This window comes from Kitasatospora sp. MAP5-34, from assembly GCF_029894335.1.
GTDB lineage: Bacteria > Actinomycetota > Actinomycetes > Streptomycetales > Streptomycetaceae > Kitasatospora.
Genome location: NZ_JARXZC010000006.1, coordinates 59,560 through 85,194 on the forward strand (window position 1 = coordinate 59,560; position 25,635 = coordinate 85,194).

At 68.2% G+C, this 25,635-nt stretch carries 23 protein-coding genes and 1 other RNA gene; 21 read left to right on the forward strand and 3 right to left on the reverse strand.

Going from position 1 to position 25,635, the window contains the following annotated elements; all coding sequences use genetic code 11:
- Window positions 1–116: 116 nt before the first annotated feature.
- The 13 genes from P3T29_RS08405 to P3T29_RS08465 all read left to right on the forward strand — a co-directional run bounded on the left by P3T29_RS08405 (window position 117) and on the right by P3T29_RS08465 (window position 10,781).
- Window positions 117–2,543, forward strand: coding sequence for a phage/plasmid primase, P4 family (locus tag P3T29_RS08405; RefSeq protein WP_280695850.1), 2,427 nt, complete (start codon window positions 117–119; stop codon window positions 2,541–2,543).
- 64 nt (window positions 2,544–2,607) lie between these two features.
- Entirely contained in the window at window positions 2,608–4,455 is a 1,848-nt protein-coding gene (locus P3T29_RS08410) for a DNA polymerase (RefSeq protein ID WP_280695849.1), read from the forward strand.
- A 430-nt stretch (window positions 4,456–4,885) separates the two neighbouring features.
- Window positions 4,886–5,725 carry a sigma factor gene (locus tag P3T29_RS08415; protein WP_280695848.1) on the forward strand — a complete coding sequence of 280 codons (840 nt, stop codon included), beginning with the start codon at window positions 4,886–4,888 and terminating at the stop codon, window positions 5,723–5,725.
- Between the two features lie 259 nt (window positions 5,726–5,984).
- A complete protein-coding gene (locus P3T29_RS08420) occupies window positions 5,985–6,161 on the forward strand; it encodes a hypothetical protein (RefSeq protein WP_280695847.1) in 177 nt (58 codons plus the stop codon).
- Between the two features lie 70 nt (window positions 6,162–6,231).
- Window positions 6,232–6,423, forward strand: coding sequence for a hypothetical protein (locus tag P3T29_RS08425; protein ID WP_280695846.1), 192 nt, complete (start codon window positions 6,232–6,234; stop codon window positions 6,421–6,423).
- Window positions 6,424–6,687: 264 nt separating this feature from the next.
- Window positions 6,688–7,065 (forward strand): hypothetical protein, encoded by a 378-nt coding sequence (locus P3T29_RS08430; RefSeq protein ID WP_280695844.1) that lies wholly within the window; start codon window positions 6,688–6,690, stop codon window positions 7,063–7,065.
- 2 nt (window positions 7,066–7,067) lie between these two features.
- An RNA gene (locus tag P3T29_RS08435) (hammerhead ribozyme type II) lies at window positions 7,068–7,148 on the forward strand.
- 17 nt (window positions 7,149–7,165) lie between these two features.
- Window positions 7,166–7,705 (forward strand): hypothetical protein, encoded by a 540-nt coding sequence (locus tag P3T29_RS08440; RefSeq protein WP_280695843.1) that lies wholly within the window; start codon window positions 7,166–7,168, stop codon window positions 7,703–7,705.
- A 123-nt stretch (window positions 7,706–7,828) separates the two neighbouring features.
- Entirely contained in the window at window positions 7,829–8,221 is a 393-nt protein-coding gene (locus P3T29_RS08445) for a hypothetical protein (RefSeq protein WP_280695842.1), read from the forward strand.
- A 1,104-nt stretch (window positions 8,222–9,325) separates the two neighbouring features.
- Complete coding sequence (locus P3T29_RS08450; RefSeq protein WP_280695841.1) at window positions 9,326–9,526, forward strand: hypothetical protein; 201 nt, start codon at window positions 9,326–9,328, stop codon at window positions 9,524–9,526.
- A gap of 109 nt (window positions 9,527–9,635) precedes the next feature.
- Window positions 9,636–9,809, forward strand: coding sequence for a hypothetical protein (locus P3T29_RS08455; protein WP_280695840.1), 174 nt, complete (start codon window positions 9,636–9,638; stop codon window positions 9,807–9,809).
- Window positions 9,806–10,057, forward strand: a complete 252-nt coding sequence (locus P3T29_RS08460) for a hypothetical protein (protein WP_280695839.1) — start codon at window positions 9,806–9,808, stop codon at window positions 10,055–10,057. The genes P3T29_RS08455 and P3T29_RS08460 overlap by 4 nt, the downstream gene beginning before the upstream one ends.
- A 79-nt stretch (window positions 10,058–10,136) precedes the next feature.
- Window positions 10,137–10,781 (forward strand): DUF402 domain-containing protein, encoded by a 645-nt coding sequence (locus P3T29_RS08465; RefSeq protein ID WP_280695838.1) that lies wholly within the window; start codon window positions 10,137–10,139, stop codon window positions 10,779–10,781.
- A gap of 280 nt (window positions 10,782–11,061) precedes the next feature.
- On the opposite strand, the gene P3T29_RS08470 is transcribed toward P3T29_RS08465, so the two are convergent.
- Both P3T29_RS08470 and P3T29_RS08475 read right to left on the reverse strand, forming a co-directional pair.
- A complete protein-coding gene (locus P3T29_RS08470; RefSeq protein ID WP_280715666.1) occupies window positions 11,062–12,150 on the reverse strand; it encodes a 2-oxoglutarate and iron-dependent oxygenase domain-containing protein in 1,089 nt (362 codons plus the stop codon).
- 309 nt (window positions 12,151–12,459) lie between these two features.
- Window positions 12,460–14,007 (reverse strand): AMP-binding protein, encoded by a 1,548-nt coding sequence (locus P3T29_RS08475; RefSeq protein WP_280715776.1) that lies wholly within the window; start codon window positions 14,005–14,007, stop codon window positions 12,460–12,462.
- Between the two features lie 424 nt (window positions 14,008–14,431).
- On the opposite strand from P3T29_RS08475, the gene P3T29_RS08480 reads away from it, so the two are divergent.
- The 8 genes from P3T29_RS08480 to P3T29_RS08515 all read left to right on the forward strand — a co-directional run bounded on the left by P3T29_RS08480 (window position 14,432) and on the right by P3T29_RS08515 (window position 24,818).
- Window positions 14,432–14,575: a hypothetical protein gene (locus P3T29_RS08480; RefSeq protein WP_280715667.1), complete on the forward strand. Its 144-nt coding sequence runs from the start codon at window positions 14,432–14,434 to the stop codon at window positions 14,573–14,575.
- Between the two features lie 344 nt (window positions 14,576–14,919).
- Complete coding sequence (locus P3T29_RS08485; RefSeq protein ID WP_280715668.1) at window positions 14,920–16,461, forward strand: class I adenylate-forming enzyme family protein; 1,542 nt, start codon at window positions 14,920–14,922, stop codon at window positions 16,459–16,461.
- A complete protein-coding gene (locus tag P3T29_RS08490; RefSeq protein WP_280715777.1) occupies window positions 16,458–17,186 on the forward strand; it encodes a tRNA-dependent cyclodipeptide synthase in 729 nt (242 codons plus the stop codon). Before P3T29_RS08485 ends, P3T29_RS08490 begins: the two co-directional genes overlap by 4 nt.
- 259 nt (window positions 17,187–17,445) lie before the next feature.
- Entirely contained in the window at window positions 17,446–18,261 is an 816-nt protein-coding gene (locus P3T29_RS08495; protein WP_280715669.1) for a DUF3050 domain-containing protein, read from the forward strand.
- Between the two features lie 109 nt (window positions 18,262–18,370).
- Window positions 18,371–19,096: a class I SAM-dependent methyltransferase gene (locus tag P3T29_RS08500; protein WP_280715670.1), complete on the forward strand. Its 726-nt coding sequence runs from the start codon at window positions 18,371–18,373 to the stop codon at window positions 19,094–19,096.
- Between the two features lie 53 nt (window positions 19,097–19,149).
- Window positions 19,150–19,851: a hypothetical protein gene (locus P3T29_RS08505; protein WP_280715671.1), complete on the forward strand. Its 702-nt coding sequence runs from the start codon at window positions 19,150–19,152 to the stop codon at window positions 19,849–19,851.
- Between the two features lies 1 nt (window position 19,852).
- The gene (locus P3T29_RS08510; RefSeq protein WP_280715672.1) at window positions 19,853–21,463 is read left to right on the forward strand and encodes a DNA polymerase Y family protein; all 1,611 of its coding nucleotides are present in this window, start codon (window positions 19,853–19,855) and stop codon (window positions 21,461–21,463) included.
- Between the two features lie 145 nt (window positions 21,464–21,608).
- Window positions 21,609–24,818 carry an error-prone DNA polymerase gene (locus P3T29_RS08515; protein ID WP_280715673.1) on the forward strand — a complete coding sequence of 1,070 codons (3,210 nt, stop codon included), beginning with the start codon at window positions 21,609–21,611 and terminating at the stop codon, window positions 24,816–24,818.
- A gap of 122 nt (window positions 24,819–24,940) precedes the next feature.
- Here the strand turns inward: P3T29_RS08515 and P3T29_RS08520 are convergent, their stop codons facing one another.
- On the reverse strand, window positions 24,941–25,630 hold the full coding sequence (locus tag P3T29_RS08520; RefSeq protein ID WP_280715674.1) for an aspartate/glutamate racemase family protein: 690 nt from the start codon (window positions 25,628–25,630) through the stop codon (window positions 24,941–24,943).
- Window positions 25,631–25,635 lie beyond the last annotated feature (5 nt).

The window sequence follows — 25,635 nt, forward strand, 5'->3', positions numbered from 1 at the left end:
AAGCCTTCGTGGTGGCCCTGTTCGGCCTCTCGATGGCGTGGTTGCTCGTGCTGGCGCTCCTGTCTGGGAGGTAGGAATTCCTCCCACCCCTTTGAGACCGAGAGAAGGAGAAAACCGTGAAGTTCGCTGACGTACTCGGTCGATTCGCGCAGGTGGGTGAGGAGTCCGACGGTGGGTACTCGGCGCTGTGCCCCGCACACGCCGACTCCCGCCCGTCCCTTCGTATTTGGCGCGGGGATGACAACAAGGTCCGGATCACGTGCCGTGCCGGTTGCTCAACTGAGAGCGTAGTCAAGGCCGTTGGCCTCACGTGGTCTGCGCTGTTCGATGCCACCGGGGAGGGGCTGACCGTGCCGAAGGAGCGTCCCGCGCTGGTCGGCCCCGGGCCGGTGGCCGCGCTGGCCATGTACGTGGACCAGACCAGCGCCGCTCTGTGGGACTTCTCAGACCCGGATTCGCAGGAAGCCCGGACCTACCTGGAAGACCGCTTCGGCCTGGACGCCGACTTGACCACTGAGTTGGGTCTCGGATACTCCGGCACGGTGGGCATGGCGTACCTAACTCGGGCGTTCACCCTGTACCCGCGCCTTACGGTCCCTCTGCGGGACTTCAAGGGCGTGGCGCGTGGCCTCCAGGGCCGTGACCTCTCAGGCCACTGCACCGGCCGGTGGGTTGGCCTGCGTAACCCGGAGGGCCAGCGCTGGAGTGCCTACGGCGTGTTTCGCGGGCAGGGTGGCTACGGGGTCACCCTGGTTACCGAAGGGCCCGGGGATGCGCTCACAGCGGTTTCTGTGGGGTACGACGCCGTGGCCGTCCGGGGGGCCTCGCTGGCTGGCTCACCTGAGCTGGTGGCCGAGCTGGCCGCTGGCCTCAAGGGGTCGCAAGTCATCGTGGCCGGAGACAATGACACGGCGGGCCAGAGCTTCACTCGGCGTCTGGCTGATGGCCTAGCAGAGCACGGGATCGACGTGTACACCCTGGCCATCCCGACGGCCGGTGATGACCTCACGGACTGGCGCAGGCGCGACCCTGCCGCCTTCCCTGCCAAGCTGCACGCGGCCGTCAAGGCTGCACGGCCCGTCCAGCAGCAGCACGAAGCGCAGGCCGCCGCACTGGCCGCCGACTTGGACGACCGTACCGGCGCTGACGTGGTCAGCAGCGCGCAGGGGCGCGAGGCCGCTCGTGTGCTGGCTGGTCTGGTCGGGCGGTATGGCGAGTCGGACGCGATGAACGCTCACGCGCTGGTCGCGTGGGCGGACGGGCGTATCAAGTACGCACCGGGACTTGGCTTTTACGTGTGGAACGGCCTTGTCTGGGAGCGCTCAGAGGTCAAGGTCCGGCAGGAGATCCACCGCATGGGGGCCGCGCTGGTCCTGGTCGGCGACACCCAAAAGGCCCGTGGCTTCACCATGACCACGCGCATTGACGCGCTGATGACCGAACTTCGGTCCGTGCCAACGGTCCACGTGGACGCGTCCGACTTTGACGACCGGCCCGACCTACTCAGCTTCCGCAACGGAACCGTGGACCTACGCACCGGCCAGCTTCGGCCACACGACAAGCGCGACATGCTGACGTACTGCCTGGACCTGAATTTCCGGGAGGACGCCGAGTGTCCGCGCTGGGATAGCTTCCTCCGGGAGATCTTCCCTGAGAACCCGGACCTCCCGGGGTACATGCAACGGCTGATCGGCTACGGAATCACCGGGCACACCAGCGAGCAGTGTTTCGCTGTGCTGTGGGGAAAGGGTGCCAACGGCAAGAGCGTTCTCACGGACACGCTTACGGCGGTCTTCCGCAACGTGAGCAAGACAACCCCGTTCGCCACCTTCGAAGAGAAATCGTCCGGCGGCATCCCCAACGACGTTGCAGCGTTGCGCGGTTCGCGTCTCGTCATGGCATCCGAGGGCGAGTCAGGTAAGCCCATGTCCGAGGCGGTACTTAAGCGGGTGACCGGCAAAGACATGATCGCTGCCCGCTTCCTTCGGCAAGAGTTCTTCGAGTTCAAGCCGACGTTTCTCCTCATGTTGGCTACCAATCACAAGCCGAAGTTTCGCGGCCAGGATGAGGGGCTGTGGCGTCGCGTCAAGATGATTCCGTTTCAGCGGTACTTCGCTCCGAACGAGCGGGATTACGGCTTGGACCGGAAGCTTCTCGCCGAGGCCGAGGGCATCGCCGCGTGGGCCGTCCGTGGGGCCGTCCAGTGGCGCGCTGACGGGCTGGGAGACCCGGAGGTCATCACCAGTGCCAGCAAGGAGTATCGAGAGACCTCGGACGCACTGGCGGGCTTCCTGCCGGGAACGCTGGAGCGCTGCGACGGAAACCAAATGAGTGGGGCTGACGCTTTCAACAAGTACCTGGAGTGGTGCGAGGCAGAGAACTTGCCCTCTAGGGAGCGATGGACGCGCCGCACCTTCTATGACGCCATGGAGGAGCGCGGGATCACGCGCAAGAAGACCATGCACGGCATTGCACTGATCGGCGTACGCGACGCGAGCAAGAGTCCTGCGGCTGCCGCTGGCCCGGGGATCTTCACTAGCTGAGTAGCAGCAACTAACAGAGGCACTGCCCGAATTCGGGCGGTGCCTCTCTGTGTAGGGAGAGGCAATGCAGCGATACACACACCACGTAGCAGGCGAGTTGGTCACGGTGTACGTGCCCGAGGACCGGACCGACCTGGACGTGTTCCTTGAATGGGCCCGCGCTTCCGCCATGGCCGGTCCGCTGGCGCTCGACACCGAGACCACGGGCCTGGATATCTTCTCGCCCGGCTACCGCCTGCGGACGGTCCAGTTCGGCACTCGGGACACCGCGTACGTTATCCATTGGGAGCGCGGCGGGCACTTCCGCCAGGCCGCGCTAACCGTGCTTCGCAACGCGCACAAGTTCACCATCCACAACGCGCCGTTTGACTGGCTGGTGCTGGACACGCACGCGGGCATCACGCTGGAGGAGCTGGCCCCGAAGACCATAGACACGAAGATCCTCGCCGCGCTGGTGGACCCGCGCCAAGCGATGGAGGGCGGCATAGGGACCGGCCTTAAGCCTCTGTCCGGCTACTACATCGACCCGTCCGCCCCGGACACGCAAGGGGACCTTACGGCGGTCTTCCGGTCCATGGGTCTGACCAAGGCAACCGGGTGGGCCCGTATCCCGCTCGACCACCCAATCTACAATCTCTACGCGGGACTTGACGTTATTCTCGGCTCGCGCATCCTGCCCATTCTGGTGTCTGAGCTTGACCGCCTCGGGGTGCGTGACGCGCTCCGGCAGTACGAGCACGAGATAGCGCGCATCTGCGCTGTGATGCAGCGAACGGGCATGGTGCTGGACCCCGAGTACACACGCACCCTGGACGACGCGCTACGTACGGAGGCCGAGGAGTTCGCGGCCGTGGCCGCCCGGTACGGCGTGGAGAACATCAACGCCACCCGGCAGGTCTCCGAGGCGCTGCTAGGCATGGGGGAGACCCTGACCGAGCGGACCGCCAGCGGTGCCGTGAAGGTGGACAAGGCCGTTCTGTTGGCACTGGCCGATCGGAATATGCAGTGGGAACCACTCGGCTCCCGCACGCCAAACCCTCTGGCGGAGGCGGTAGTTCGAAGCAAGCGCGCGGGCAAGTGGCGCAGCGCGTACGCGTCCACCTTCCTGGACACCGTGGACGCCAACGGCCGTGTCCACCCGATGATTAACGCCCTCCAGGCCCGGACCGGGCGCATGTCCGTGACTGGCCCGGCACTCCAGACTCTCCCGTCATCGGACTTCATGATCCGGCGCTGCCTGCTGGCCGACGAGGGTCACGTCATGGTGTCTACGGACTTCGCGGCCGTGGAGATGCGCGTACTAGCCGCGCTGGCCGACGTGAAGCGCATGAAGGAAGCCATCTCGCGGGGCATCGACCTTCACGACTTCACGGCGGGGCTGGTCTACGGGGAGGGCTTCACCAAGAAGCACCGAAAGATCTGTAAGGGCGTTGGCTTCGGCACGGTCTACGGTGGCGGACCGGTCACCATCGCTCGGCAGACTGGCGCGCCGGAGGACGACGTTCGGTACGCGCAGGGCCGATACCACCGCGTGTACCCGGAGATCAAGCGAACGGCGTCCCGCTGGCAGCGCGAGGCGTTCGCGGACGGCATGGTCACCGTGTCCATCACTGGCCGACGGCTCCCGCTCGACCGAGACCGCACGTATGCCGTGGTGAACTACCAGGTTCAGAGTGCAGCGCGTGACTGCCTCGGGCAAGCCATGCTTCACATGGAGGAGTCGGGTCTTCTGCCCTACCTCCGGCTCCCGATTCACGATGAAGTTTTGGCGTCAGTTCCGGCCGGTGAGGCCGAGGAGCTAGCCCGTGAGATTGAGAAGTGCATGACGTTCGACCTGATGGGCGTCCCCATCGCTGCCGAAGCGGAGATCGGGGGACGCTCTTGGGGCTCTCTATATGGGGCCGACTACTGACCGTGCAGGTGGTCCACCACTCTCCGTGTGCGGGTGGGCCACCGCCCGAATTCGGGCGGTGAAGAGTTGGCAAAGAGTGGACGCGTGCGTTCCGCGTGGGCGCGCTCGGTCTACGCGTGTGTAGACGGATGGTTTCGAAGGTTGCAGGACGGCCGACGCCTTAGACCTCAAGGCGGAGGCCGGCCTCGGCCTTCAAGTCACCTGTTGATCTACCTGTTATCTGACGAAGTGTCAGGGAAATACAAGATTGAACTTGTCAGTGGGGAGGCATATGTTCGACGACGCAGCAACACACACAGCCGTCACATGTGTGACTGTCAGTGGTGGGGTGTACGTTCGGCATGCGCGGGGGGCCTCCATGGGAAGCCCGTCCAGGGCAGGAATTCCTCCCACCCCTTAGGGGGTAGGAACCAAGAAGGGGAGCATTTCCATGGTGGCTTACCGCAACATCGCTGACCTGCCCTTTGAGACCATCGTGGCCGCCAAGGCCAGCGACCTGGACGCCGTGTCGGAAGTCATCGCGGCGACGGAGTTTCACATCAGCTTCCGCGCTGGCCAGCACGCCACGATCAATGGCCGCTACGACGCCGAGCTTGCCGAAGACCTCGCGCAGGTTGGACGCGTCGCGGTCTGGACCAATCTTGCCAACTTCGAAGGCACCACGTCCGTTGAGTTCTCCGGCTACATGGACCGTCACATTGACCGGGCCATGGCTCGGGAGCGTCGCCAGGAGACTGCCGTAGGCGTCTCGCACGAGATCGCCCGCCGCTTCGAAGATGCGCTCACCAAGGCTGGTGGCGACCAGTTCGAAGCCGAGCGCATCGCCGCTGACAAGACCATCAGCGGTAAGTACGCGATGACCCCGCAGACCGCCTACGCCGCGCGGCTGGCCTGGCGTGGCTCCGTCTCCCTGGACGCACCGGTTGGCGAGGACGGGAGCAGCCTCGGGGACCTGATCGCCAGCGAGATGGGCATACCGGGGGACATGGTGACCTCCCGGGACGTGGAGAACTACAAGCGCGCAGAGACCAAGAAGGCCGTTCACGCAACGCTCGACAAGCTCTCGGACCGCATGGCCGGTGTCCTCAAGCGTGACTACGGCTTCTCGGGCGTGCAGTCCTACGGCGACGTTATCGGGGCCGACGATGCCGACATGGCCGCCGACATGGGCCTGACCCCCTACCAGGTCCAGCAGGCGCGCACCAAGGGCAAGGATCGCTTCCGGAATCTGTACGTCGTCGGTGCCTTCGGCGACATGGGGACTGCGTGACAGACATACACACCACAATGGCGCTGTACTACCGCAATCGCCGTACACCGCCCGCGAATTACTCGCGTAGATCAATACTCTCTCGCTGGCCCGGATGCGCTTACTGCACCGGGCCGGTTGAGGTTCTGGACCACGTCCACCCGATTTCAAAGGGTGGGGCCGACGCGGAACACAACATCGTCGGATGCTGCACCGCTTGCAACTCCGCCAAGTCTGCACTCACCCTCGCTGAGTGGGCACTCATCCCATAGGGGGACCAATGCGCTACACCACCGCCGATGGCAGCACTGTGACCGTTACCCCGATCTCCAGCTGCCTGATTGACGTTCACGTGCAGAACGCTGCCGGTGAGTCCGTCGCAACCGTCCGCAGGCCGCGTGTCGAGATCATGACCATTCTTCGGGCTGGCCAGAGCCTCGGTAACGTCACCCGCTGACTCACCCCCAAGGTGTAGGACCACTGCCCAAATTCGGGCGGTGGTCCTTTCTTGTGACCGAAGGAGAGATATGGACCGAGAGACGCATTACGGCGTGGTCTTCACGGATGGCCGGGCCGCTCCGACTCAAGACCCCAAGGGCCGACCTACCATCCTGGTGTCCGGCACCTACCACAACTACGGCTCATCCCAAACCAACACCATCCACCTTAACTACAAGGCGGCGCAGGAACTGTACCGCCAGCTAGGAGAGATCCTGTGATCAGACTCCGCCGTTTCGCGTTGGCCGTCGTGGCCATGCTGCTGGTCATCATCGGCGTAGACGCGTGTGACCCGGGCCCCAAGTGTCTGGACTACGAGACCGCCACGGCGTACCACTTCGACGCCAAGGGGCGTATGTCCACGTCAGTCATGGTCTACTGCGCGAAGTACGAAAACACGCCCTCCAGGTAGTTGCGCGTGGGCGCGCGGACTGCTTTAGTTGTCTCAGTGCCGGATGGACCGGCCGAGGGAGAGGGAGAGACTAATGAAGGCAGCAACGCAGCAGGACACTTGGGACGCCATCTTCGGCTCGGGCTGCACCGGTTACAGCTGGTGGCGGGGGGTCGCCGCTTCGTTCGACATGCGGGAGGATGCGCCCGAGGGCTGGTCCGCCGTGGTGAGGGTGGACAACCCCGACGGCCCCGGCGTGCTGGAGTTCACTGTTACGCACAAGGACCTCATGCGCGCCGCTCGTAAGATCGCCAGCGGCAAGACCGAGTGGCCGCAGTATCAGGGCCCCGGCAAGGAAACCGTCCGTGAGGCGCGGAACCTGGTCTTCAACGTGGATGATGCGGACCTGGACGCCGACAGCGCGGACCAGGTTCCCCAGGTGGCCACGCTCGGCCGCGTGATCTACGGCTGACAAGTCGAAACGCTCTCCGGGCCAACCGGCTCGGAGAGCGTCTGACCGGGGATCGCCTCCCGGCACTGATGAGACAGGCGACAGGGGAGAGGGAACGGCCATGCCCATCACGATGGACCCGCAGACGGACGCCGAAGCCCTGGACGTGTTCCACGCCTTTCGGGACCACACCAGTTGCCCGGACTGTCGTGGTGGCTACTGCGACGAGTACCGCGCGCTGGCTGGCTCCATGAAGTCGGCTGCCGATCGGGGACTGTCACCTTACGTCGTCCGCATGGATAACGGTGTCCTTCGTGGTGCATGGGACCAGGTAACGGCCGACAGCTTTGTCCGTCGGTTCGGTGGTGATATTGTCAAGGCACCTTCGATTGCAAGGAGAAGCGGCATGCTGGAGCACAGGGAAGTCATTGCTGCCGGTGGTGTAGACAACGCATGGATCAGCATTGAGGACGGGGAGGGCTGGCTGAACATCCGCGTGTACACCGAGAGTGCAGTTTGCAAGGTGTACCGCTTCCGGGCGGATGACGCGCGCTGGCTCCGGGCTTGCGTCGTCACTGCAATGGCCCCGGTCATGCGTGAGCTGGAGGCCCGGGAGGACCGCGAGGCCCGAGAGAAGGACCGGGAGGACCGGAACAGCTAGGCAGGCCGCAGCCAGGACCACCGCCCGAATTCGGGCGGTGGTTTTTGGTTTCAGGGGTTGTGCGCGAACGCGCGCACTGCGTAGAGTCTTCGACGTCAGCCAAAACAGCGAACGGAGCAAGCCGTGAACGACTTCCGCGAGACCATCCTCACCCTGTCTGGTGAGCGCATCGTGATCCGCACCGAGCGCACCGGCCGCATGACCGTTGCCAAGCTGGAGGCGGACCACACCAAGGCAGTCAAGGCACGCGTTGCCGTATGGCGGGCGAGCGTGGGCAAGCCGAAGGCATTCCCGAACCACTCCCGCGACATTTACCAGTACGACACCATCCGCAAGCCGTTCCCGGCCGTCCGTTACACCAGCGTTGACCCTGACGCGCTGGTGGCCGACTGGGCGGACGTTGAGCACAAGTACATCGACCCGAACGCACCCGTGGTTGAGCCTGCGCCCGTCGTCGCGCACGTTCAGACCGGCGCTGGCTTCCTGGCTTCTCTCTTGGCCAACGTCGCAGCCTAAGCCCCAAGAAGACCACTGCCCGAATTCGGGCGGTGGTCTTCTCTTTTGCCCTCAATCTACTTAGTTAGCGAAACTAAATAGTCCAAGTTGTCACTTGCATGACGTATCGTGCGCGTCGTACGTATAACTGACCGTTTGAGGAGTGGTAAGGCCGTGCACTGCTACGAGCGCCCAACGGTGCAACTGGCGCTTGAAGTGCCGCGTGAGCGTGGGGTGGGGGACTGGGAGTGGTCGCCGTGCCAGGTGGTCAAACCAGTGGAGGAGTACGCATACACCGGCCAGGAGATATGTCGGTTGCTGCTGGTCTACGGGGGGCTGATAGCCGACTCGGCCAACGCTGCGGACCCGGTGGACTACCCGCAGATACGGCTCATGGCGCGGGGCCTGTACACGGGCCGGACGCTCGGCAGCCTGTACTTCGAGCGCGACGCGGTCACGGGCCTGTACGCGCCGGTAGGTGACCCCATGGTTGCCCTGCCGCCCATGTACACGTGGCCGGACGAAGTGATCCGGGGCTGGGCCGTGATGACCGGCCGGACCGGGGGCAAGCCGTGCGGCTCGTGCCCGTCCCGAGGCCCTGAGCGGCCGTCTGACGCCTGCCGACCAGTACCCCCGGGCCCTCGGTCCGGCGAGGCCGCCAGAGGCCGCCAGGGGGCCGCGTAGGACTTCGGCAAGGGGGCGCACGACCGGCGGTAGCGCGGAGCGCCCGCTCTCGCCCTGACGGGTGATCAACTTACGTACTGCGTGGACCAATGGCTTGAACGGGTCTACGCTGGGTCTCCCAATCGGTGCCGTGAGTGATCACTCACGCGACGAGAGCGGAAAAACTCCAAATGACCCAAGCGGACCGTACGCAGCTGCCAGCTGCGGGACGGGGAAGGCCGCTTGACTCGCCCACTGCGGGCGGTCGAGCGGGTTCCCCGGAGGAAAGAAACCCGAAACGATCGCCCGTTTCTGTTGGGCGGCCCAAGAGCGAGCGCGCGAGCCAGGCCGACATGGACGCCATGCGGGCCGACTACCTCAAGGGTGAGACGGAGCGGCGCGCCAAGGGCTACCGCTACGTGTGTTCTGGCTGCCCCTCGCATGCGGGGGAGGTGCGTAGTCATGGCGTCGCCTGAAACTACCGCCACGGAGAACAACCCCCCTGGTGTGCCGGGGAACGGCTGCCCGTCCTGCGCTGGCTTCGACGCCGTGGCCGCGCAGTACCCGGAGAACCGGACGATCCTCAACATGGTCTCCAAGTGGCGCGCCCAGCACGCCGATTGGGACGAGTGCACCAACCCGCGCGGGGGTACCAGTGGCTGATTTCCGGCCCGAGCTGACGCCCGCTGAGCTGCCGGGCGTTGAGGCCCTGCAACGCCGAACCATGATCCTTCGATCCGAGCTGCGCCAAAGGCGCGGAAGGGTGCTGAACGTGCCGCACAACCCCCACCGAGCGCAGTCCGGCATGTTCGACAGCCACGGGGACGGGCACCCGCCCCGGTCGGCCTACCTGCCCGCGCACACGGGCTGTGAGCCGGTCTCTGAGCCCCTGGGGGACGACGTGGCGGCCGACAACACCACGGACGCTGAGGAGGTGGCGGAGTGACCGTCAGGCAGCAATTTCGCTTCCGGGCGTACCACGTCAAGCACAACCCGGAGACGGCCCCGGTCGGCATCGCCCGGTGCACCGATGGTGAGGGGCTGTGCATGTGGAGCACCGACGGCGCTCCGGCGAGCATGGACGACCTGACTAAGGCTGTCTCTGCGCACACCGCAGAGTCGGGCCACACGGCCTTTCTGCGGACCGTCACGGACGCTGTGACCGTGGTACCCGGCAAGTGGGACGGCGAGTAGCTGTCCGCCCCTGAACGGCCCCGTCCATGCGTTGCCCCCGTGGCGCATGGGCGGGGCTTTCACGTGGGATGCTCCCGGCATGAACCTTGAGCCCGGAACCGTTGTCAGGTGGCATTTCCGCTTTGGCGGTCAGACAAGCGTGGTGGTCCCCCTGCGGGTCGTTAAGGAGACCGCAGAGGGTCTTTACCTCTGGGTGGCTGGTAACTCGCCAGCGTGGCGCGCAGAGCTTCCCAAGGGGGCGCACCTGCGGGACATAGACCCTGCCGACCGGCCGACCGGTGGCTACCCGTTGAAGCCAGGGACTTGGTTCCCCGATAGCGCGCTGATCTACCAACCGCACGGAGTTGGGGGAGTGGGCCACGCCGTGTGGTGGCGGTTCGACCTAGAGCACCGATTCACGGGGTGGTACGTGAACCTTGAGCACCGGTCCCGAATCGGCGCAGATATCCACGTGACCGACCTTGAGCTAGATCTGACGGTCCGACCGGATGGGGGGTGGGAGTGGAAGGACGAAGCGTCATTCATTGCCAAGATCGGCCACCCTGCCTATTGGACAGTCGAACAGGCTGCCGCAATCCGGGGGGAAGGTGAGCGGCTGGTCAAGCTCGCGACGGAGCGGGCTTTCCCGTTCGATGGAACGCACATCGAATTTCGGCCCCCGGCTGAATGGGCCGTGCCGAACCTGCCCGAACTCCCCGGGCCGGTCGATAGGTTGTCCGCATGACTGGCGACTGGGCGGACCGGCTGAGCGTGGCGTGGGACGGCGACAAGGCCACGGTAACCATGCTCCGTACCGACGGAGAGCCGGACGTAATCGGGGTGATCTACAGGGGTCCGGGCGGGGCGCTGGCCGTGAGTTCCACCCGCAGCCCTGGGCCGTGGGTGGTGACCTCTGAGGGGGCCGCGAAGGCACTCCTGTGGGGCTTCGTGCTCGGTGCGTCATGGGCCCTGTCGGACACGACGAAGCCCCGCGCACAGCAACGTGGGCGGGGCTTCGTGCAGCCCTAGTTGGGCTTAGTGATGACTACGATCGGGCGTCCTTGCAGGTCAGTGGCCATCTTGTGGGTGGGTACACTTCGCAGGTAACCTTTCAGCTCGTTCCGGCCGAATTCGGCGAAGAGCGGGTTGTCCGGGTCCTGGGTGGCGCCCGGGGCGTGGTGGGCGTGCGGGAACTCCAGCGGTTCGATGTGCGCGTCCAGCCGGGGGTTGTAGAAGAACGGCACGGAGTAGCGCTCCCGGGCTCCGGGCGGGCTCACCACCCGGTGGCTGGTGGCCTTGAGGTAACCGTCGGTGGCGACCTCCAGCAGCTCGCCCAGGTTGACCACGAAGGCGCCCTCCAGCGGCGGGACCTCGAGGAACGAGCCGTCCGCGCGCTCGACCTGGAGTCCGCCGACGCTGTCCTGGAGCAGCAGCGTGATGAAGCCGTAGTCCTTGTGCGCGCCCACACCCTGCCCGGCGCCGTCGGGCGCGGTGCCCGGGTAGCGGACCAGCTTGAGGCGCAGGTGCGGGTGCCCGGCGAAGGCGTAGTCGTAGAAGTCCGGCTTGGCGCCGATCGCGGCCAGCAGCTCGTGCAGCAGGCGTTCGGCGACCCCTCGCAGTCGGTCGATCCAGCCCAGCGTGGCCGTCCGGAGCTCGGGCAGTGCCGTCGGCCACTGGTTCGGGCCCTCCAGCCACCAGTACGGGGGCTCGCCCGGGCCGGGCACGTGCGGCGGCAGTTCGGCGCCCACGTCCAGCTGGTCGCGCCAGTCCTGGCTGCCGCCGGTGCGCTCGTCGCCGGTGCGGGTGTAGCCCCGGAAGTGCGGGGAGTTGAGGTTGCTCACGGAGAGCCGGTCGGCCTCCGGGAGGTCGAAGAAGGCCCGCATCGCGCCGGTCAGGGCGTCCCTCTCGTCCCGGGTTATGCCGTGACCGGTCAACTGGAAGAAGCCGACCTCGGTCGCGGCCGCGCGCAGGGTGTCGTGCAGCCTGGTCCGGTCGTTCGCGCTGCCGTCGGCGAGCGAGAGGTCGACCACCGGGAGGCCGGTGGTGGGACTGGTGGTGGGACCGGTGGCGGTGCTGCGGGCGCTGGTGAAGGTGGTGGGGTCCTGCTGCGTCATGGGTGACATCCGCTGGGTCTCGGTACCCCGGCGGGGTCCGGCGGGTGGCCGGAGACTCCGCAGTCGCCGCGAACGGGTGGGCGGGGGACTGCGGTGCCGGGGGAGGGGGTGTGCCCGGAGGGCGGGAGGGGGAGGGTCAGCCGGAGCGTCGACAGGACATGCTCGTGACGCGGAGCAGGTCCACGTGGCGACGGCTGACGAGAATGAGCACGTCACCAGGTTAGATGACCGGCGGGGTGGTGGGCGAGGACGGGCAGTGGTGGTCCTGGTCACTTGCCGCTACCGCAACTGCCGCAACTGCCGCGACCGTCACTGCCGCAGCTCCCGGGTGGCGAGTTCGCGCAGTTCGGTCTTTCTGACCTTGCCGCTCACCGTCATCGGGAAGGCCGTCACCACCCGCACGTGGCGAGGCGTCTTGAAGTGGGCCAGCCGGCCTCGGCAGTAGTCGGTCAGCTCGCCCAGGGTGAGCGTGCCGGCCGGGTCGCGGAGGATCACGAAGGCGCAGACCTCCTCGCCGTACCGGTCGTCCGGTACGCCGACCACCTGGACGTCGGCGATTCCTGGGTGACCGTGCAGGAACTCCTCGATCTCGCGGGGGTAGATGTTCTCGCCGCCCCGGATGATCATGTCCTTGATCCGTCCGACCACGGTCAGGTACCCGTCCTCGCGCATCACCGCGAGGTCGCCGGTGCGCATCCAGCCGTCCTGGTCGATCACTTCGGCCGTCCGTACCGGTTCGTTCCAGTAGCCGAGCATCACCGAGTAACCCCGGGTGCACAGCTCGCCCGGGGTGCCGCGCGGTACCGTCCGCCCGCTCACCGGGTCGGCGACCCGGATCTCGACGTGCGGGAGCACCCGGCCAACCGTCGCGGTCCGGTGCTCCAGGTCGTCGTCGCGCCGGGTCAGGGCGGAGACGGGCGAGGTCTCGGTCATCCCGTACGCGATGGCGACCTCGGCCATGTGCATGTCGGTCAGCACCCGCTTCATCACCTCGACCGGGCAGGGCGAGCCGCCCATCAGGCCGGTGCGCAGCGTCGAGAGGTCGTGGTCGGCGAAGCCGGGCAGGTTGAGCTCGGCGATGAACATCGTCGGCACGCCGTACAGCGAGGTGGCCCGCTCGGCGGCGACGGCGTGCAGGGTGGCCGCCGGGTCGAAGCCGGGGGAGGGGATCACCACGCAGGCGCCGTGGCTGACGGCGGCGAGACTGCCGAGGACCATCCCGAAGCAGTGGTAGAACGGCACCGGCAGGCAGATCCGGTCCTGCTCGGTGTAGCCGAGCAACTCGCCCACGGTGTGGCCGTTGTTGAGGATGTTGTGGTGCGAGAGCGTGGCACCTTTGGGGAAGCCGGTGGTGCCTGAGGTGTACTGGATGTTGATCGGCTCGTGGCACTCCAGCTCGGGGAACTCGCCCACACTGTCCAGTAGTTGCCAGTCGGGGTCGCCGATCCACAGGGTCTCGCGCAGCTCCGGGCAGCGCCCCCGGACCTGCTCGGTCATGGCCCGGTAGTCACTGTCCCGGTAGGCGCTCATGGCGACCAGCAGGCTGACCCCGGACTGGTTGAGCACGTAGGCCAACTCGTCCGCCCGGTAGGCCGGGTTGATGTTCACCAGGATCGCGCCCAGCAGCGCGGTGGCGTACTGGACCAGCACCCACTCCGGGCAGTTGGGCGACCAGATCCCGACCCGGTCCCCCTTGGCGACCCCGCGCGCCCGCAGATCCCGGGCCAACAGGTCCACGTCCCGCCCGAGTTCGGCGTACGTCCAGCGCCGCCCGCTCGGGACGTCCACCAGCGCCTCCCGCCCGGGGAAGGCGGCTACGGTCCGGTCCAGGCGTCGGCCGATGGTCTCGGTCAGCAGCGGAGAGTCCGCGCTGCCGGGCGTGCAGGACTCCGGCGCGCGGAGCTCCGGCGAGCAGGACTCCGGTGAGCGGGACTCCGGACCGGACACCTCGGATACTTCGGACACCGTGACCCCCGCCGCTCGCTGACTTGGCATGTACCGGCGTCTACCGCGTACGGGTACAGGCTTCGACAAGTCCGACGGTTCGTCAAGGATCTCCGCCGAGGGCGGTCACCTGTGCCGCGGTACCGTCCCACGGCGCCGGCCTTCGGTGCGGAGTGGATGTTCCCGCCCGGGCAGGAGAATTGATGTCGCCTCGTGGGTTTCGTCGGCCAGGAGTGGGAAGACTGCCGACGGCATGACGGCCGTAGTAGGACCTGACGATCCACGGGGGGACGCCACGGGCTCTGGAGCAGGCTCGTTCGGTAGGCAAACGGTTTCGGTGGGCTATACCAGGGTGGGTGACGTGCTGCGCGAGGTCGTGGCCGAGGAGCTGCCTCTGGTGGAGGGGGTGGCCCGGTTCGACGACGCGGTGGTGCGGCGCCCGGCGACGTTCAGGCCCGCCCGCCGCCGGTCGATCCGCTGATCTTGAAACGGTTGTGACGTTGTGCGACGGTCCGCTCGGACGACAACGAGGACATTCCAGGCGAACCGCCAGGGCAATCACCGAATGCGGGCGACCGACGGATCGATGTCGAAGTAGCTCGTGATCACCCCGCTGTCGGCGGCATGTGAGTATTTGTCCGCGAACCACGAGAAGTTCAGAACCTTGTCGGTACCCAGGCCTTGACGAGTGGCATGTCCTGACCATAACCTCCTTCCAGTCATCGTAATCATTTGGATGAAACGGGGCAAGCGGTGGGTAAAAGTCAATTATGGAAGTCCAGCTTAGGGCTTCTCTTCGACCGTAGGGCGGAAGCGGGAAAGCCGATGGTTTTCCGCCTCAGCCGTCCGATGGATATCGATCCAGCAGGCCAGACCATCCTCGATGTAGAGGCGCTTGCCCAGTGCGTGAGGAAAACCGCCGGGGCACTGCACGCCGCAGGAGTCCGCCCCGGCGACCGGTTCGCCGTGTACAAGGACAATCACTTCGACTGCCTTTTGCTCGCCGCCGCCGGAATCAGGATCGGCGCGGTTCCCGTGATGCTGTCGGGCCTGTTGCCCCATGATTCGGTGCGACCGCTGCTTCAGCGTGTCGAACCCAAGCTGCTGGTAAGCAGCCAGCGACTCCTGGCAGGTGAAGGGAGCGACGGAAGCTCACTCTCGTCGCTCGCGGAGCGGACGCTGTGCCTCGGCGAAGGCATACCGAACGCGATGACCTTCGCGGACCTTTACGGAAGTGCCGATCCGGCCCCTGTGTCGCGTGGTGATGACGAGCTGATGATGCTCACCCACACTTCGGGAACCACTGGTGTTCCGAAGCTCATCATGTACACCCCGGCCAAGCTCCAGGGCCAAATGGCCAGGCTGGAATGCCGCCATTTGCCGCCAATCACCTTTCGGCGGGACGACACCGTGGCGATGTCCCTGCCGTACGTTCACGCCCGCGCCTTCACCTGGATCTACTCGGTACTGACCCTGTCGCCGGCCAAGGTTCTGCTGCTGAGCGACAGTGACCCCGAGGTCGCCGGTCCGCTGTTCCAGCAGCATCGGCCCACTGTGATCGAGGCGTTGCCGATCGACTTTCTCCGGCTGGAGAAACTCGCCAAGGACCGGCAGCGTAACGCCTTCTCCTCGGTGCGCATGTTCGTGGGCAACTTCGACGCAATGCGCTGGTCGACAATTCGCACGTTTCTCAACGCCTCCCATCATCGGTTTCCCGTTTGGCGGGAGGGGTACGGGCAGTCCGAGACCGGCGGGTTGGGGATGACCGTCATTACGCGTTACCGGGCGAACAAGCGGCGGGATCAGCAGCCCGGCCCTCGTAAGGTCGGCCGGCCGATGCCGGGGTTCGTCCAGCTCAAGGTGGTGGACCCGAAGACCTTCGAGCCGGTGCCGAACGGTCAACCAGGACTCGTTCTCGCCCGGACGAAGGCGCGGTGCGTCGGGTACTACCGTGAGCCCGAACGCTGGAGCGAGAAGGCCGTGGGTGAGTGGTGGAACACGGGTGACATCGGTGTCAAGACCAGGACCGGAGCCCTGAAGCTGCTCGATCGCGAAGTCAACTACGCCCCCGGGGAAAGCTGCCTCGAGCAGGAAGACGTGATCGTCGACTACCTGCCCGAAGGGCACGATGTGGCACTGCTGCCGGTGCTCGGCGGGCCACCGGTGCCCATTGTCGCCACGCCCGATGGTCAGCTCGACAGGGAGCGATGGCGAAAGGCGGTACGCGGGCTTCCCGAGTTGGCCGAGCCGATCGTGATCGATTTCAAGGACATGCCCCGCACCGGAACCGGAAAGATCCTCCGGGAGGAACTCCGTCGGCGGTACCTGACCGAAGCCGAGCACCCCGGAACCGGCCGGTGGACATGATGACGGCACGCGGCGGCACTGCGGATCTGAACGAAATGCCGGTATTCCAGCGAGGGGCCTTCACCGTCGAGCCGTTCACCGAGGAATGCCGGCTGATCTGGGAGCAGCGGCAGCACGTGGTTTTCGGGATAAGTCCTGGAAACAGCTACTTCCACGTCGCGCAGCTGACCGATCTTCTCGGCTGGCTCTGTGGCGAGTTCGCTCGCGTCGACGTCGTCATTCCGGATTCGGCGCTGGAGCACACGTACCTGGCCCTCGGCTACGACCCGCAGCGCGCTGCGAAGAAGACACGTGGCGAGATCAATGCGCTGTACAACCGAGTCGTACGGGCCTGGCAGAGCAGTGGTGGGCCGAGGGAGACCGACGGTCTGCATCGAATGTCGGATCTGATTTCCGGCGATATCTATCGCGAGAAGCTCGCGGAGTGCGAGCAGGCACTGAACGAAGACAGTGCCCTGTGGGAAACCTGCGCAGAAATGAGCAGGGAGGTTCTCGCCGCCCGAGGGCACGACGGGCCGTTCACCAAGGAGCAGATCGATCGGGCGATGCGATACCTGCTCGCCGAACTCCCGTTCTTCGTGGCGTCAAGCGATATCTTCGACGTTCCGTCGTCGCTGAACTTCTATCACCGGGAACTTCCGCTGGCAGAACTCATCTTCTCCAGGAAGTCGCTGATCGAAGCCTCGCCCCGACAGGCGTACGCCACCATTCGCCCGGCTCAGTGAGCCCTTCCCCTCCTGCGGCACGGTGATGACGCGGAGGGTGGCACCTGTGACGCAGCGCGGCTCCTGGCCGTTCGGTCGGTGATTCCGGTGATTCCGGTCGCCGACTCTGCGACACAGGAGCCCTGCCCGCGCTCAACCGTTTTATTGCTCGATGTCCCGTACGACCACGTGTTCCAGGCCGGGACACGTGGCATTTGGAGTGCGGTGGGAACACCCGCACAGCCGTCGGCGGCGGCGCCGCCGAATCGAGGAGATTTCGATGTCACGTTACGACTGGGGTAAGCAGAACCCTGCGATCGACGAACTGCGGGCCGCCGTTGCGGCCGCCCGCTCGGAGGTGGTCGGTCATCCGGTGTACCGGCACCTGAACACCCTGCAGGACGTAAACATTTTCACCGAGAACCACGTTTTCGCCGTCTGGGACTTCATGTCCCTGCTCAAGACCCTCCAGCGCGAACTCACCTGCGTCGATGTGCCCTGGGTGCCGCGAGGGTCCTCCGAGAGCCGCCGCCTGATCAACGACATCGTGCTGGTGGAGGAGAGCGACGAGCTGGGGGACGGCTTCACCAGCCACTTCGAGCTCTACCTCGACGGTATGGTCCGGGCCGGCGGCGACACCGGACCGATCAACGACTTCCTGGCCCGCATCCGGGCCGGCGAGGACGTCCGCTCCGCGCTCAAGAACGCGCAGGTCCCGGCGCCCGCAGCCGACTTCGTCAACGCCACCTGGGACTTCATCGAGGCGGCCCCCGTCCACTGCCAGGCGGCCGCGTTCGCCTTCGGACGCGAGGACCTCATTCCCGAGATGTTCGACCAGATCGTCAAGATCGACGACCAGGGCGGCCGCCTGGCCACCTTCCGTGACTACCTCGCCCGTCACATCGAGGTCGACGGCGAGGAGCACACCCCGATGGCCATGGCCATGCTGGCCGACCTCTGCGGCGACGACCAGGCGAAGTGGCGGGAGTGCGCCGAGACCGTCCGCGCGGCGATGCGCGCCCGCCGCGCCCTGTGGGACGGCATCGTGGCCGTGCTCGACGCGGCCGGGTCGGACCACTCCCTGAGCGCCCTCTGAGAGGCGGAAGGCGCCGATGCGTCAGCACTTGATGACGTTGACCGCGCCGTCGCCGCGAGAGGTCTCCTTGTACTCGATCTTCATCTCGACACCACTCCGAGGGACACCCATGACGCAGTACGACGCGCTCGCCGCACGACTCGCCGACATCGACAAGGCCATCAGCTTCTATCGCGAGAACGTGGAGTTCCCCTCGTTCTTCCGTGCCTTGGGGCCGGTGGATGGAAAGCGGGTGCTGGACATGGGGTGCGGCGACGGCCTCTACGCGCGGATGGTGGCGCAGCGAGGCGCCGAGCATGTGGTGGGGATGGATTCCTCCGGAGAGATGATCCGGCTGGCCGAGGTCGCCGAGGCGGAGCAGCCACTGGGAATCCAGTACCACGTGCACGACATGGCGACGATGCCGACGCTGGGCTCGTTCGACCTGGTCATCGCCGTCAACGTGCTGCACTACGCGGACAGCAGGGCGACGCTGGACGACATGTGCAAGCGGATCTCCTCGAACCTCGCCCCCGGCGGCAGGCTGCTGGCCTACGTCGGGAACGCGGAGTGTGACACGGACACGGCACGGGAGTTCGGCTTCATCGTGGACCGCCCGGCCGACGCCCGTGAGGGAGACCCGTTCACCGTCACGATTCCCGCGACTCCCCCCGCATCGGTGGAGGTGCACTACTGGTCGGCGGCGAGTCTCGCACAGGCCGTGGAATCCGCTGGATTCACCCGGGTCTGCTGGGAGGAGATGATCCACTCCCCGGTCTCCGCCGACAGCGCCGAACGTCTCGGTCGTCTGCTGAAGAGCCCGACGAGCCTCCTTCTCAGCGCGTACAAGGAATGATCCGGGAGGGCCCATGACTTGAATATTTACGAACTAATGTTCGATCCTGGAGTGTGCCCACTTTCGATCCCGCGCTCCTCCAACCGGCCGCGTCGTCGCTCGCGTCGTCCGGACGGGAGCTGCTGCCCGTGCTGCCGGCGTTGGCGCCACTGCTGCCCGGGGGCGGGGTGCGGCGGGGTGAGGTGGTGTCGGTGGACGGGGACACGGGCCTGCTGATCGCGTTGGCGGCCGGTGCGGTGGGGGTGGACGGGCAGTGGTCGGCGGCGGTGGGGCTGCCGGATCTCGGGCTGGCGGCTGCCGCGGGGTACGGGTTCGACCTGCGGCGGCTGCTGCTCGTGGACGACCCCGGGCAGCACTGGCCCGAGGTGGTCTCGGCGCTGGCCGGAGCGGTTGGGGTGATCCTGCTGCGCCCGGACGGTCCGGTGCCCCCGCAGCTGGCGGCGCGGCTCACCGCCGTACTGCGGCGCGGTGGCGCCGCGCTGCTCGTCGCCGGGCCGTGGCCGGGGGCGGCCCTGCGGCTGCGGGTGAGCTCCGCGCACTGGTTCGGCCTCGGGGCCGGGCACGGGCAGCTGCTGGGGCGGCAGGTCGAGGTGACGGCCGAAGGGCGCGGCGCGGGGGCCCGGGCCCGTACGGCGAAGCTCTGGCTGCCGGACGAGCGCGGCGCGGCCCGGGCGGTCGAGGCGGCGGAGGCCGTGGTGGCGGAGCCGGCGGGTGTCCGCCCGGTCGCCGTGCTCGGGGGGCCGATGGCGGTGTGAGATGACTGCGGTGCTGGAGCTGGAGCTGGGTGCGCCCCGGGTGCTGGTGGTGTGGTGCCCGGACTGGCCGGTCGTCGCCACGAGTGCGGACCTCGGCGCCGATGGCGGTACCGAGGGTGGTGCCGAGCGTCCGGTGGCGGTGCTGGAGTCCGGCCGGGTGCTGGCCTGCTCGGCGGCGGCCCGCGCCGCCGGGGTACGCCGTGGGCAGCGCCTGCGGCTGGCCCAGCGGCTCTGCCCGGAACTGGAGCCTCGGGACCGTGACGAGGAGGCCGAGACCCGCCGGTTCGAACCGGTGATCGCCGCCGTGGAGGCGTTCACGCCCCGGGTGGAGGTGCTGCGGCCGGGGATGTGCGCGATCCCGGTCAAGGGCCCGAGCCGCTATTTCGGCGGCGAGGACGCCCTCGCCGCCCAGGTTCACGAGGCGGTGGCGGCGGCGCTCGAGGGCGGCCCGGGTGCGCCGAGCGGCCGGATCGGGGTGGCGGGCGGGCTGTTCGCCGCCGTGCTCGCGGCCCGCGCCGGAGCGCTCGTCCCGGCCGGGCGGACGGCCGGGTTCCTCGCCCCGTACCCCGTCGCCGCGCTCGGCGACGAGCCGCTCGCGGAGCTGCTGGTCAGGCTCGGTGTGCACACCGTGGGCGCCTTCGCCGGACTCTCGGGGCAGGCGGTCTCGGACCGGTTCGGACCGGTCGGGACGGCCGCGCACCGGCGGGCCCGAGGCCTGCGGTCACGTCCGCTGATGCCCCGCCCCGAGGGCCCGGACCTGGGGGTCGAGCAGCTCTTCGACCCGCCGGAGCCGCTCGCCGAGCCGCTGGTCTTCGTCGCCCGTAGCCTCGCCGAACGCCTGCACACCCGTCTCGGCTCGGCCGGGCTGACCTGCCACCGGGTCGCCGTTGAGGTGACCTGCGCGGACGGGCGTACCGCCGCCCGCCTCTGGCGCCACGAGGACGGCCTCGGCGCCTCGGCCCTCGCCGAACGCGTCCGCTGGCAGCTGCACGCCTGGCAGAGCGCGGGCACCTTCGCGGACGGCTCGGTAGCCCCGGCCGACTCCGCCGAGCCCGGCGGGTTCACGGCGCTCCGGCTCGTCCCCGACGGGCTGGTCCCCGACCAGGGCAGGCAGCTGGCCCTCTGGGGGCAGGCCGTGGCGGAGGACCGGGTGGAGCGGGCCGCCGCCCGGGTGCAGGCGGTGCTCGGGCACGCCGGGCTGTGCCGGGCCGAGCCCGTCGGCGGCCGTGGTCCGGCCGAGCAGCTGGTCCGCGTCCCATGGGGGGAGGCGTACGAGCGGCCCGCGCCCGCGCCGTGGCCCGGCCGGCTGCCGGAGCCGTCGCCCCACGTGGTGCCTCGTACGCCCGCCCCGGTCACGGTGCAGGACGCGGCCGGCCGGCCCGTCACCGTCAGCGGCCGGGCCGAGGTGTCGGCACCGCCGGACCGGCTCACCTTGCACGGGAGGGGGCTGGCGGTCACCGGGTGGACCGGCCCCTGGCCGGCCGTGGAGTACTGGTGGGACCCGGCCCGCCGGCGCCGCCGGGCCCGCTTCCAGGTCGTGCTGGCCGACGGCCGGGCCCTGCTGCTCACCGTCGAGGGCGGCCACTGGTCGGTGGAGGCTGCCTATGACTGAAGCGTCGGCGGCCGATGGCGGATGACAGATTTCAAAATCTGTCATCTGATATCTGTCATCGAACATCGGATCGACGGTCGACAGCCGACGACCAACGACCAACGATTTCACGCCGGGGGGCCTGAGCAGCAGAGAGACCGAACCGATGGGATTCACCAGCCACCCCTCGCTCTCCTGGAACGAGTTGCAGCGCCGGATGGACGGGCACCGGAACCCGGGCACCGGTGACGTCGTACCGCTGCGCCGCCGCCGGACGCCCCCGGAACCGTCGCCGCCACCATCGCCGCCGCCGACCGCCGAGCCCTGGGCGGAACTGCACACCCACTCCGCGTTCAGCTTCCTGGACGGCGCCGCCGACCCCGAGGACCTGGCGGCGGAGGCGTCCCGGCTGGGGGTCGAGACGGTCGGGCTCACCGACCACGACGGCCTGTACGGGGTGGTGCGGTTCGCCGACGCCGCCCGGCGGTCGGGGATCGGGACGGTCTTCGGCGCCGAACTCACCCTGGGCCCGGACGACCACCTGCTGGTCCTCGCCCGCAGCCCGGACGGCTACCGCAGGCTCTCCGCCGCGATCAGCGCCGCCCAGCTCGCGGGCGGGGCGAAGGGCCGTCCCGCGTACGACTTCGCCAAGCTCGCCGACGCCCACCACGGCCAGTGGGCGGTCCTCACCGGTTGCCGCAAGGGCCGCGTCCCGGCCGCGCTCGACGCCCGGGGGGCGGAGCCGGCCGAGCGTGAACTGCGCCTGCTCGCCGACGCGTTCGGGCCCGGTAACGTCTTCGTCGAGCTGATCGACCAACGGCTGCCCGGTGACGACGTACGCAACGACCGGCTCGCCGCCCTCGCCGCGCGGACCGGGTCGGCGATGATCGCCTCCAACAACGTCCACCAACCGTCCCCCGCCCAGGCCCGGTTGGCCCAGAGCCTGGCCGCCCTGCACAGCCGCCGGACCCTCCAGGAGGCGGCCGGCTGGACCGGGGCCGCCGGCACCGCCCATCTGCGCTCCGGCCGCGAGATGGCCACCCGGCTGGCCCGCTACCCGGGCGTCCAGCGGGCCACCGTCGACCTCGCCCGTGCCTGTGCCTTCGACTTCGGTGGCCTGGCTCCCCGGCTGCCCGGCTTCCCCGTCCCCGAGGGGCACACCGAGATCAGCCACCTCCGGGCGCTGGTGGCCGAGGCAGGGCCGGCCAGGTTCGGCGCGGACAACGAACCCGCGCTGCGCCAGCTGGCCCGCGAACTCGACGTCATCGAACCCCTCGGCCTGGCCGGGTACTTCCTCATCGTTCACGACATCGTCCGGTTCTGCCGGCAGGAGGACATCTGGTGCCAGGGCCGTGGCTCCGCCGCCAACTCGGCGGTCTGCTACGCCCTCGGGATCACCGCCGTCGACCCGGTCCGCTACCGCCTGCTGTTCGAGCGCTTCCTCAGCGTCGCGCGCGACGGCCCGCCCGACATCGACCTCGACATCGAGCACCGCCGCCGTGAGGAGGTCATCCAGTACGTCTACCGGCGGTACGGGCGCGAGCACGCCGCCCAGGTCGCCAACGTCATCACCTACCGTCCCCGGCTCGCGGTGCGGGACGCGGCCCGGGTGCTCGGCTACCCGATGGGCCAGGTCGAGGCGTTCACCCGGCAGATCGACTTCCGCGGCCCGCCCGGCGCGGACGCGCTGATCCCCGCCGACGTCATCTCGCTCGCTGGGGAGCTCCGCGGGCTGCCAAGGCACTTGGGCATCCACTCGGGCGGCATGGTGCTCACCTGGGAGCCCATCGGCGAGATCTGCCCGACCGAGTGGGCCCGGATGCCGGGTCGTACCGTCCTGCAGTGGGACAAGGAGTCCGTCGCCGGGGCGGACCTGGTCAAGATCGACCTGCTCGGTCTCGGCATGCTCTCCGCCCTGCACGACGCCTGCGACCTTATCGCCGAACACCACGGCGTCCACTACGACTTGGCCACCATCCCGACCGAGGACGAGCTGGTCTACGAGATGCTCTGCCGGGCCGACACGGTAGGGGTCTTCCAGATCGAGTCGCGCGCGCAGATGGCCACCCTGCCCAGGTTGAAGCCGCGCGAGTTCTACGACCTGGTGGTCGAGGTCGCCCTGATCCGTCCGGGGCCGATCCAGGGCGGGTCCGTCCACCCGTACCTGCGGCGCCGGGAAGGTGCCGAACCGGCCGACTGCCCGCACCCGTTGATGCAGAACGCGCTCGGCAAGACGCTGGGCGTGCCGCTGTTCCAGGAGCAGATGATGCAACTGGCCATCGACTGTGCCGGGTTCAGCCCGGCCGAGGCGGACCGGCTGCGGCAGGCGATGGGCTCCAAGCGCTCCCATCAGCGGGTCGCCGAACTGCGGCAGCGCCTGCTGGACGGCATGGCCGCGCGGGACATCCCGCCGGATATCGCGGAGGACGTCTACACCAAGATCGAGGCCTTCTCCAACTACGGCTTCCCGGAGAGCCACGCGATCAGTTTCGCCTACCTGGTGTACGCCAGTGCCTGGCTCAAGTACTACTACCCGGCCGCCTTCACCTGTGCCCTGTTGGCCAACCAGCCGATGGGCTTCTACTCACCGCTCAGCCTGGTCGCCGACGTCCGGCGGCACGGCGTACGGGTCGCCGGTGTGGACGTCAACGCCAGTGCCGCCGACCCCACCCTGGAACCCTGCCGCCCGACGCCGGGCCCCGCGCCGCAGCCCGCGATCCGACTGGGGCTCAGCACCGTACGGGGGCTCGGGGGCGACCAGGCCGAGGCGGTGGCAGCCGGGCGGCCGTACGCGGACCTGGCGGACTTCGCCCGCCGGACCGGCCTGCCGGCGCCCGTTCTGGAGGCGCTGGCCACGGCGGGAGCGTTCGGCTGCTTCGGACTGACGCGGCGTCAGGCCCTGTGGGCCGCAGGGGTCCATGCCGCCGCATCCGCCGACTCCATCCCCGGCATCGCCCCGGGGGCCGCCGCGCCCGCGCTGCCCGTGATGACCCCCGTCGAGGAGACCATCGCCGACCTCTGGTCCACCGGCACCTCCGCCACCAGTCATCCGATGCAGCACCTGCGCGCCGCCCTGAACCGGAGCGGAGCTCTCCCGGCCGCCGCACTGCCCACCGTCGGACACGGTGAACCGGTGCTGGTCGGCGGTATCGTGACGCACCGTCAGCGACCGCCGACCGCAGGCGGGGTGCTGTTCATCAGCCTGGAGGACGAGACCGGACTGATCAACGTCGTCTGCGCCCGCCAGGTCTGGGAGCCCCAGCGCCGGACCGCCCTCGATCGCGCGGGGCTCCTCGTCCACGGCCACATCGAACGCAACCACGGCGCCGTCAACCTGGTCGCCACCCGGCTCACGCCCCTGCGGGTCGCTGCCTGAGCCAGTTGCTCCCCCAGCCTTCGGCCGGGACGCCCCCGTAGCAGGGGCGCGGGGGACTGGGCGAAACCGGAAGGGTGCAGACCGTTGCCTTCCGCTCTCGCGCAGTCCCCCGCGCCCCGGGCCTATCCGAGTGCGGCGGTCACGGCCGCTGCCGCGTGGAGGCGGGTGGTGGGGAAGACCGGGACGGGGCTGTGTTCGGGGTGGATGAGGAGCTCGATCTCGGTGCAGCCGAGGATGACGCCTTCCGCGCCTCCGGCGACCAGCTCGCCGATGACGGCCTGGTACGCCGCCCGGGACTCGTCACGGATGACGCCCAGGCAGAGTTCCTCGTAGATGATCCGGTGGACGGCTGCCCGTCCGGCGGTGTCGGGGACAAGGACGTCGAGGCCGTGGGAGGCCAGCCGGCCACGGTAGAAGTCCTGCTCCATCGTGAACGCGGTGCCGAGCAGCCCGACCCTGCGGACTCCGGCGGCCTGGACGGCGGCGGCCGTGGTGTCGGCGAGGTGCAGCAGCGGGATCTGGACCGCCGCCTGGACCTGGTCGGCGACCTTGTGCATGGTGTTGGTGCAGATCAGCAGCAGGTCGGCGCCTGCGGCCTCGACCGACCGGGCGGCGGACGCGAGCAGCTCGCCCGCCTCCACCCAACGGCCCTCGCTCTGCAGGTGCTCGACCTCTGCGAAGTCGACCGAGTAGAGCACGCACTTCGCCGAGTGCAGCCCGCCCAGCTCGTCCCGCGTCAGCTCGTTGAGCAGGCGGTAGTACTCCGCAGTGGATTCCCAGCTCATGCCGCCGAGTAGGCCGATGGTCTTCATCGGCC